Source organism: Oceanobacillus profundus, from assembly GCF_003515705.1.
GTDB lineage: Bacteria > Bacillota > Bacilli > Bacillales > Amphibacillaceae > Oceanobacillus > Oceanobacillus profundus.
Genome location: NZ_QWEH01000022.1, coordinates 53600 through 62424 on the forward strand (window position 1 = coordinate 53600; position 8825 = coordinate 62424).

At 38.3% G+C, this 8825-nt stretch carries 8 protein-coding genes and 2 rRNA genes; 3 read left to right on the forward strand and 7 right to left on the reverse strand.

The window, feature by feature from the left end:
• Positions 1-78: 78 nt before the first annotated feature.
• The 5 genes from D1B32_RS21240 to D1B32_RS21260 are packed head-to-tail and all read right to left on the reverse strand — an operon-like array spanning position 79 to position 4947.
• Positions 79-1008 (reverse strand): diacylglycerol/lipid kinase family protein, encoded by a 930-nt coding sequence (locus D1B32_RS21240; RefSeq protein ID WP_118890387.1) that lies wholly within the window; start codon positions 1006-1008, stop codon positions 79-81.
• A 3-nt stretch (positions 1009-1011) separates the two neighbouring features.
• Complete coding sequence (locus D1B32_RS21245) at positions 1012-1974, reverse strand: NERD domain-containing protein (RefSeq protein WP_316246671.1); 963 nt, start codon at positions 1972-1974, stop codon at positions 1012-1014.
• A 32-nt stretch (positions 1975-2006) separates the two neighbouring features.
• Positions 2007-2561 (reverse strand): RNA 2',3'-cyclic phosphodiesterase, encoded by a 555-nt coding sequence (gene thpR, locus D1B32_RS21250; protein ID WP_095307615.1) that lies wholly within the window; start codon positions 2559-2561, stop codon positions 2007-2009.
• Between the two features lie 14 nt (positions 2562-2575).
• On the reverse strand, positions 2576-3292 hold the full coding sequence (locus tag D1B32_RS21255; protein ID WP_095307617.1) for a pseudouridine synthase: 717 nt from the start codon (positions 3290-3292) through the stop codon (positions 2576-2578).
• Between the two features lie 38 nt (positions 3293-3330).
• Positions 3331-4947: a putative polysaccharide biosynthesis protein gene (locus D1B32_RS21260; RefSeq protein ID WP_095307619.1), complete on the reverse strand. Its 1617-nt coding sequence runs from the start codon at positions 4945-4947 to the stop codon at positions 3331-3333.
• Between the two features lie 302 nt (positions 4948-5249).
• Between D1B32_RS21260 and D1B32_RS21265 the strand changes: the two genes are divergently transcribed.
• From D1B32_RS21265 to D1B32_RS21275, 3 genes are all read left to right on the forward strand, one after another.
• Entirely contained in the window at positions 5250-6524 is a 1275-nt protein-coding gene (locus tag D1B32_RS21265) for a BaiN/RdsA family NAD(P)/FAD-dependent oxidoreductase (RefSeq protein WP_118890388.1), read from the forward strand.
• 66 nt (positions 6525-6590) lie between these two features.
• Positions 6591-6797 carry a hypothetical protein gene (locus D1B32_RS21270; RefSeq protein WP_095307624.1) on the forward strand — a complete coding sequence of 69 codons (207 nt, stop codon included), beginning with the start codon at positions 6591-6593 and terminating at the stop codon, positions 6795-6797.
• Positions 6798-7056: 259 nt separating this feature from the next.
• A complete protein-coding gene (locus tag D1B32_RS21275) occupies positions 7057-8244 on the forward strand; it encodes a dicarboxylate/amino acid:cation symporter (RefSeq protein ID WP_095307626.1) in 1188 nt (395 codons plus the stop codon).
• A gap of 243 nt (positions 8245-8487) precedes the next feature.
• Here D1B32_RS21275 and rrf read toward each other — a convergent pair.
• Both rrf and D1B32_RS21285 read right to left on the reverse strand, forming a co-directional pair.
• A 5S ribosomal RNA gene (gene rrf / locus D1B32_RS21280) occupies positions 8488-8603 on the reverse strand.
• Between the two features lie 118 nt (positions 8604-8721).
• A 23S ribosomal RNA gene (locus D1B32_RS21285) occupies positions 8722-8825 on the reverse strand; the annotation flags it as partial.

Sequence of the window (8825 nt, forward strand, 5' to 3'; positions counted from 1 at the left end):
CTTTCAAAATTAGCATTCAATAATACATTTTATAGTGATTTCCATTAAAACACAAATAACTTTTTCTATAAATTTTATTTATTTTGCCCACGCTTCATCAATTCCAGTAATATGTACTGCTTCCTTTTGCTTCGATATCAAACTGGAAGAACATTTTCCCGTTTGTCCATCCGTTTGAAAAGGGATGCTCGTTTCCGCAGTTATTTTCAATGTCGTTGCTTCTAGTATCTCCACTTCTTTAAATCGTGTATGTATACCAAGGAAGACGGTTATAAACAATGCAAGCACCTTCCATTTCGAAATGGAATGGATAATTAATAATGGGAATACATTCGGTTGTATTACTGCAGTAGGTATAATCTTCATCCCGCCGCCATAATAAGGATGATTTGCAATTGTCACCATCCAGCAATCCTTTAGTATTCGTTTTTCATTATCGATTTCAAGCTCCATGGACATTGGTTTATAATACATTAAAACATATATCAATGCTATTACATAACTAAGCGTTCCAAGTCCAAGCGCGTTCAAAAACCTTCGATAACTTGATTGATTTGCAGCGTGTGCGATTGCAGCATCAAAACCAAAGCCGATACTGTTGACAAATTTACGCACTCCATACCCGTCTGCTGTGTAATTTCCAATCCAATATGGGCGTACCATATTATGTTCAATAATTTTTCGTAATATTTCTTCTGGCTTTCCTTTAATTCCACAACCTCTAGCAAAATCATTCCCGGATCCAGCCGGTATAAAGGCTATTCGAATTTCGGTCGATATTAAGCCATTCATAACCTCATGAATCGTCCCATCGCCACCAACGACGATAATGGTTTTCCCTTCTGGGTCTGCACTAATCTTTCTTGCAATAGCTTCTCCATGACCTTCATACTCAGTGAAGAAATACTGACTATCCATCTGCCTGTAAACAGCACTGTTCTGAATATCAGAAAATACTTTTAGAGCCCGACCAGAGCCTGCTTTTGGATTAATAATAAATATATACATATACTATTCCTCCAAATCAACAATCATTGTTGGACTCGTATCCACTTCCCATTCTGGACGTCTGAAGGAGGTTGAACTGCAATGCTTTAACAGAGCCTCTATAACCTTCAGCTGTGAGCTTTTTAAAGGAGATGTTAGCCTCCGCTTTTCTTGAAACCAATCTGGATATTTTGATTGGTCAACCAGCTTCGTTTGATATGGCTCTGTTGCAAAAACGATTGAATTTGTTCGCGATAGTACTGTCTTTTCTATCGGAAAATCAATGGAATAAGTTTGCAAGATACTGCGAATAAGTTTTTCAGTGCGCTTTAAAGCAATAATTGGACTTAAAATTTTCGTTTGCTTCTTCTCTTCTTCAACCAACCATGTTCGTTCATCCCAGGCCATAATAACCGCACTAGTTTGTTTTTCGACAAAATAGATAATCTCGATACCAATAGGACTAATCAAGATTATTTCCGTTTCAACTGGTGCGTTTTTTATCTCAAAAACAGGAAAATACATTACCAAATACGTATCTGGAAAACGTTGCAGCAAATAGCGTAATAGTGGATCTTGATAATATTCTCTATCTACTATTGATGTGTGTGTAATGGTGGAAGTGGCCCACTTCATTTGGAATTGAAACAGCTTATCTAAAAAATAGTGCTTCAGTTCCTCTTCCGATTCAGGTAAATCAGCGTATTGATTGCTTTCTTGTTTCGGCTTCGTTTCCTCCACCAGATCTTTACCTCGTTTAAATTTTGTTCTTAACTTCGAAAATACGGATCGCTCATTTCGATTCTGCTCAGCTGCTTCATCTGTTCCCGTGATCGACTCCCCGTTTTCTGGATTCTCCCAAATATAATATAGCTTATTCCAATTATCTTTTTTTAGTCTGATATATTGTGTTGGATAACGATAAGCATCCCATTCATAACGTGATAGATAATCCTGAAGCTTAATTAACTGCGCGATTGCTACCACCTCCTTTGATTTTACAAGATCGTCCCTGCTCGTTACTGCAAACAGTACCGTTTTACAACTTCATATTTTGGAGTTTGCTTGGGATGAATACGAATTAACACTATTTCTGCGACACTTATTGACCACGTTTCATTCCACGTATTCTTTAGATCTTTCAAGGTATCTTTGCCTAGATTATCCGTTCCGTCCCATTTTTTTGCCAATGTGATATGCGGGGTATACGCTCGTGTTTCTTTCGGAAAACCGACAGTCATTGTACACGATTCAACGTATCTTTGAAGCTGTGCCAATGCATTTGTCTTGTTAACCCCTGCCCACAGTACACGTGGCTTATTCGGATTACCAAATACCCCAACTCCACCGACCTCAATATCGAATGAAGATATACGTTCAATCTCCTCTAATGCTTTTGTTAATTGCCTTATTCTATTATCGTCCACTTCACCTAAAAATTGTAGTGTGATATGCAAGTCCTTCTGATGTGTCCATTGCTTATACACTAATTTCTTCTGTAGTTCATTTTGCCAGCTTGTGAAATATGCTTGTAGCCTCTTCGGCAGTTGAATTGCAATAAAATAATGAGCCATCCCTATTCCCTCATTTATTTTTTTAATGACTTACAATAAGCTAATTCGCTTTCTGTTAATGGACGATAAGCGCCAAGCTTTAAATCTGGGTCTAATTGAAGTTCCCCCATGCGCAGGCGCTTTAAATATATAACTCGCTTCCCAACCGCTTCAAACATCCGCTTCACCTGGTGAAATTTGCCTTCTGTGATTGTCAGTTCAATTTCAGATATTGCATCACTTTGTAAAATAGTAAGTTCACCAGGCTTTGCTTCATAACCATCTTCAAGCACAACTCCCTCACGGAAAACAGCTGTATCATCGACAGTTACTTTTCCATTTATTCGTGCAAAATAGGTTTTACCAATGTCTTTCTTTGGCGAAACAAGCTCATGAGCGAGTTCTCCGTCATTCGTAAGCAAAAGAAGACCCTCTGTATCTTTATCCAGCCTGCCAACAGGGAATGGCTTAAAATGTTGCACATCTTCTCCCAGGAGGTCAATAACCGTCTTCTCTCGCTTATCGGTTGTCGCCGAAATATAGCCAGGTGCTTTATTCATCATCAAATAAATATACTGCTGGTAACGAATGATTTCCCCATTCACAGCAATCTCATCTTTATTCGGGTCTATCTTTTCACCGCTATCTTTTGAAACAATACCATTAACTGTAACTTGTTTCTTCTTCAGTAACGCTTTAACTTCTTTTCTGCTCCCAACGCCCATGTTGGATAGCAATTTATCGAGTCGCATCTTTATTCTCCTTTTAGAGGCACATTTAAACAGTTATTTTATCTTCCTAAAAATCTTCCCACTACAGGGATTCTGCCCCCAAATATATGTTCAAGCAGGGTTGATTTATAAGCTAATACAAAATAAACAATTGCACCGCTGCCGGCACCTATACCAAGCATCACAATCGTAGCCCAACGTGATGTCTCATAAGGAAGAAAAAGTCCCATAACAGCTTTCAATGTCCAAACAACGATACACATGATTAGGGTGAAAATTCCAATCAATATCGTTCGTTTAATGGTTTGTTTTAATTTAAAATTGAGGGCTTTTTTTAGACGCCAAAGATTTAACGTAACTGCAATTCCTGCCGCTAGCGCCGTACCAAAGATTGCCCCTTTTGCTCCAAATACGTGAATCAGCTGACTATTGAGTAATACTTTTGCTAATACACCCGCCATTAAGCTTAACACTGCGTAATTTTGCTGATCGATGCCTTGCAGAATTCCGGCTGTCACTGTAAATAGAGCAAATAACAAGGCAACCGGTGCATACCATGCGAGCAATGAACCTGTTACTCCAATATTCTCCATGCCATATAATGCACCATATGCTTCGTTGGAAAGAATCGCAATGCCAACGGAAGCAGGAATAACAACCACTAAAATTATTTGCAGCGCTTGGTTAATCTGCTTCGTATACATGACCTCGTTTTTCTGCGTAAAGGACTCGGTTAGACTTGGCAACATAGCTAAAGAAAGCCCGGTTGCCACTGTCATTGGAATAATGACAACCTTATGTCCGTAAGTCATTATTGCAGAAGCAGCTGAAACCCATATATCCTCACGACCGCTAGCTAGCATCGCAGGTTGAAATGTAAACTGATCAACGAGCTGATACAACGGAATTGCCAGCCCAACCAAAACAAATGGACCCGCATAACGAAACAGCTCTTTAAATAAATCTCTGGTTGGTATTGCATACGTATATTTTTGCTGTGCAATTTGCTTCTTGATAAAAGGCTTGCGTTTTTTCCAATAAATCGCCAAAACTAGACAAGACCCAACCGCACCAATAAATGCTGCAAATGTTGCGAAGCCTACAGCTGTCACAATTGTTCCACCTAAAAGATGAATAATAATATAAGCTCCGATTAAGATAAAGCCAATTCGAACAATTTGCTCGACAACCTGTGACACAGCTGTCGGGCCCATCGATTGATGCCCTTGAAAAAAACCACGTAAAATACTCATTGAAGGGATAATAATTAAAGCGATACTGACCATACGTGTAACAAACGCTACATCATCAGCCGTAATAGGTGTATCCTCACCTTTTATTTGGAATCCGGCAATCCAATCGGCACTAAAATACAACATTAAAAAGGCAAACAGCCCGGTACCAAGCATAAGTAAGCTCGCAAGCCTAAACATACGCATCCCGGTTTCATAATCACCAAGCGAATTATACTTAGATATAAATTTCGAAACTGCTGATGGTATTCCGACTGTTGATATACTGAGGAAAATACTATATGGCGTATATGCATAACCATATAATGCACCACCAACAGCTCCAACAAGTACATTAAAAGGTATAACATAAATCATTCCTAGAAATTTTGATAAAAACGACGCCCCTGTTAGAAGCATCGTACCTCTTATAATTTTCGACATTATTTCACCCGCATCTTTTTTACATTCCGAATTTCATTCTACTAATACAACTAACTTCTTTTAAAAAATACCAATCTTCATTTTACCACACTTAATCAGCAGTTTCTTCCTATAATGTTCGTCTGGAATCATCAATTTTTGGCAAATAGGACTGTAAATAACTTTTCTTTTTTTCATACATTCGCTTAGATAAAGGTTTAGAGGATCAGAAGTTTTCTAAAGAGCTTTTCAAATTTATTCTGTCATCTATGGCGAAATGTAGTGTATAAGTGGTAATATACATAGGAAAGGAATGAATCAAATTGAAATATGATGTAATTGTAATTGGCGGAGGTCCATCTGGGCTTATGGCAGCCATATCAGCAGCCGAGCATGGTGCAAAGACAATGCTCCTTGAAAAAGGAAAAAAGCTCGGGAAAAAGCTTGCCATCTCTGGTGGCGGCAGATGTAACGTAACAAACAGACTCCCGCAGGATGAAGTGATTAAACATATCCCCGGAAATGGGAAATTTCTATATAGTGCATTTTCTATCTTTAATAACTATGATATTATCGATTTTTTTGAAAATATGGGCGTAGCATTGAAAGAAGAGGATCATGGCAGAATGTTTCCTGTTTCTAACTCTGCACAAAGCGTTGTTAATGCCCTTATCGATAAATTAAATGATTTACATGTATCAATAAACATGAACACGAAAGTCAAAGCTGTACACTATGATAACACGACACACACGGTTATCTTAGAAGATGGAGAAAAAATAAACACCAAAACGATTGTTATTGCAGCCGGCGGAAAAGCTGTCCCTCACACCGGATCTACAGGTGATGGCTATGCTTGGGCGAAGAAGGCGGGACATACGATTACAGAGCTTTACCCTACAGAGGTTGCACTGACATCAAAAGAGCCTTTCATCCAAAACAAAAGCCTGCAAGGTCTTTCCTTACGCAACGTTGCTTTATCTGTTTTAAACAAAAAAGGTAAGCCTATTATCACGCATCAAATGGACATGCTCTTCACCCATTTTGGTGTATCTGGACCCGCGGTATTACGTTGCTCTCAATTTGTAGTTAAAGAATTAATGAAGGGAAATAAACAAGTTCCCGTTTTATTGGATGCTTTACCTGATAAAGACGAAGATAAATTGGTACAACATCTTTTAGAAACAATGGAATTAAGTCCTAAAAAATCATTCAGAAATGTGATAAAAGGAATTGTACCCGAACGTTTATTAAACTACATCCTTATACAAAACAATGTTACAGATGAGCAAAAGTGTGCGAATGTGTCAAAAGAAACGGTTCGCTCGATCGTGCACACAATTAAAAACTTTCACTTCTATGTGCATGGTTCGTTGCCGCTTGAGAAAGCCTTTGTAACAGGTGGCGGTGTTACCATTAAGGAAATTGTACCGAATACGATGCAATCTAAATTAATGCATGGGCTTTATTTTTGCGGGGAAATATTGGATATTCACGGCTATACCGGTGGTTACAATATCACCTCAGCACTTGTAACAGGTAGGCTTGCCGGAATGAATGCAGCCACTGAAGCGTCTTATATGGTATATGATTCCTAGGATTTTTTTGCTCGCTTCGGTCAACCTAAGATTGTCTGATACTTTGACAGAAAGGGTTGATGATACATGCAAAAGAACGGTGCTTGGTTACCACTTCTTGCTTCCGTCGGCGTTGGGGCAGCTACCTATTATACCATGACAAGAAATAATCAAAACCTTGGTCAAGTTGCTCAAAAATTCTTACCATTCATGTCTGGTGGAATGGGTGGTAATAACAGCAATAGTGGAAATAATAGCAGTAGTGGAAGCATGGGTCCCTTTGGGATGAGCTAATCAGATAAAGCCTTCTGTAGCAATAATTTCCAGCATGAAATGTCATGAATTATTCTCTGATATTTCGCTTGGAAAATGCAATTCACGATGCAGTAAGAAAGTATCCTACTACTTACTTAGCTGCAAAAAAAGCGTGCCATTTTGGTACGCTTTTAAAATTGTAGTTTAATTGCGAATTATCCCACTTTTTATATAGTATGGTCTTCACTGTATCAGTTAGTGTATACTAAAAAAATATATATCTTTAGGGGGAACAAAAATGAAACGATTTGGTTTACTCGCACGAATTATTACTGCCATTATTTTAGGTATTGCCATTGGTTCCTTCAGTAATGATTGGCTTATACAATTCTTTGCAACATTTAATGGGCTCTTTGGTAACTTTCTGAGCTTCATTATCCCACTTATTATCCTTGGTTTCATCACACCGGGAATTGGAGAAGTTGGACGTGGTGCAGGAAAATTGTTAAGTGTTACTGCCGGCCTTGCGTATACTTCAACAATCATTGCCGGAATCATTGCTTTCTTTACTGCTAAAAGTCTTTATCCCACAATGCTAAGTGGTCAGTCTCTTCAAGCATTTACAGATCCTACTGCTGGATTAAGTGAAGCATTCTTTGTAATTGATATGGCTCCACCAATGGAGGTTGTAACAGCATTATTGCTTTCATTTGTTATCGGTATTGGAATTGCAGCGGTTAGAAGTAATACATTACTAAATATAGCGAATGACTTTCGTGATATCGTCCAACTTGTTATCGAAAAGGTAATTATTCCGTTACTTCCTTTCCATATCTTTGGTATTTTCGCCAATATGACGCATGCAGGACAAGTTGCAACGATTCTAAGTGTTTTTGCAAAAGTGTTTGTTATGATTATCGTACTTCATATTTTATATTTAGTCGTTCAATATACTGTTGCTGGTTCATTAAGTAAACAAAATCCATTCATTATGCTAAAAAAGATGACTCCTGCCTATTTTACTGCATTGGGAACACAATCATCAGCAGCAACGATTCCGGTAACATTAGAACGAACGAAAACCATAAAGGCTCGAAAAAATATCGCAGATTTTACCGTACCATTATTAGCAAATATTCATCTATCTGGAAGTACAATTACATTGATGAGCTGTTCACTTGCTGTTTTATTTTTACAAGGAGAAGCAGTCTCATTTATCTCAATTTTACCATTCCTACTTATGTTAGGTGTTACAATGGTAGCTGCCCCAGGAGTTCCAGGTGGAGCGGTTATGGCCGCAATTGGATTATTAGAGGTTATGCTGCACTTTAATCCTACAATGGTATCTTTAATGATTGCACTATACTTAGCACAGGATAGTTTCGGAACAGCATGTAATGTAACTGGTGACGGAGCTATTACTGTCATCACTGATTCGATAAGCACTAAATTTAATATTACAGAAGCTGATAAATCAGAAGCTTAACAGCTAAAGAAAAAGCGCCCTTAGCAACTGTAGAGTAGGAAGCCTATTTTCAATACTGCACTTATAAGACGTAGCTAATTAGGTACTATGGCAATCAAATTTCATAGTAACATAAACAATAAAAAGGGATGTCCTCATCACATATGAGACACATCCCTTTTTATTGCTCAACGAAAACAATGTACTTCGTATATAATTGTAAAAAGGAGTTACGAATTATTTTCGTAACTCCTTTTTACATGTGCCTGGCGGCGTCCTACTCTTGCAGGGGCAAAGCCCCAACTACCATCGGCGCTGAAGAGCTTAACTTCTGTGTTCGGCATGGGAACAGGTGTAGCCTCTTCGCTATTGCTACCAGACAATCCTCAAAAACAAGGACAAGTTTTATTATATGCATTTCTGAATAAAAATGCAAGGTTTTTTTGAATTTATACCTTAAAAACTAAATAAGAGAAAACAAGACATCAAATAAAGAATTTAGTTAAGTCCTCGATCGATTAGTATCCGTAAGCTCCACGTGTCACCACGCTTCCACACCGAACCTATCAACCTCATCGTCTCTGAGGGATCTTACTCACTCG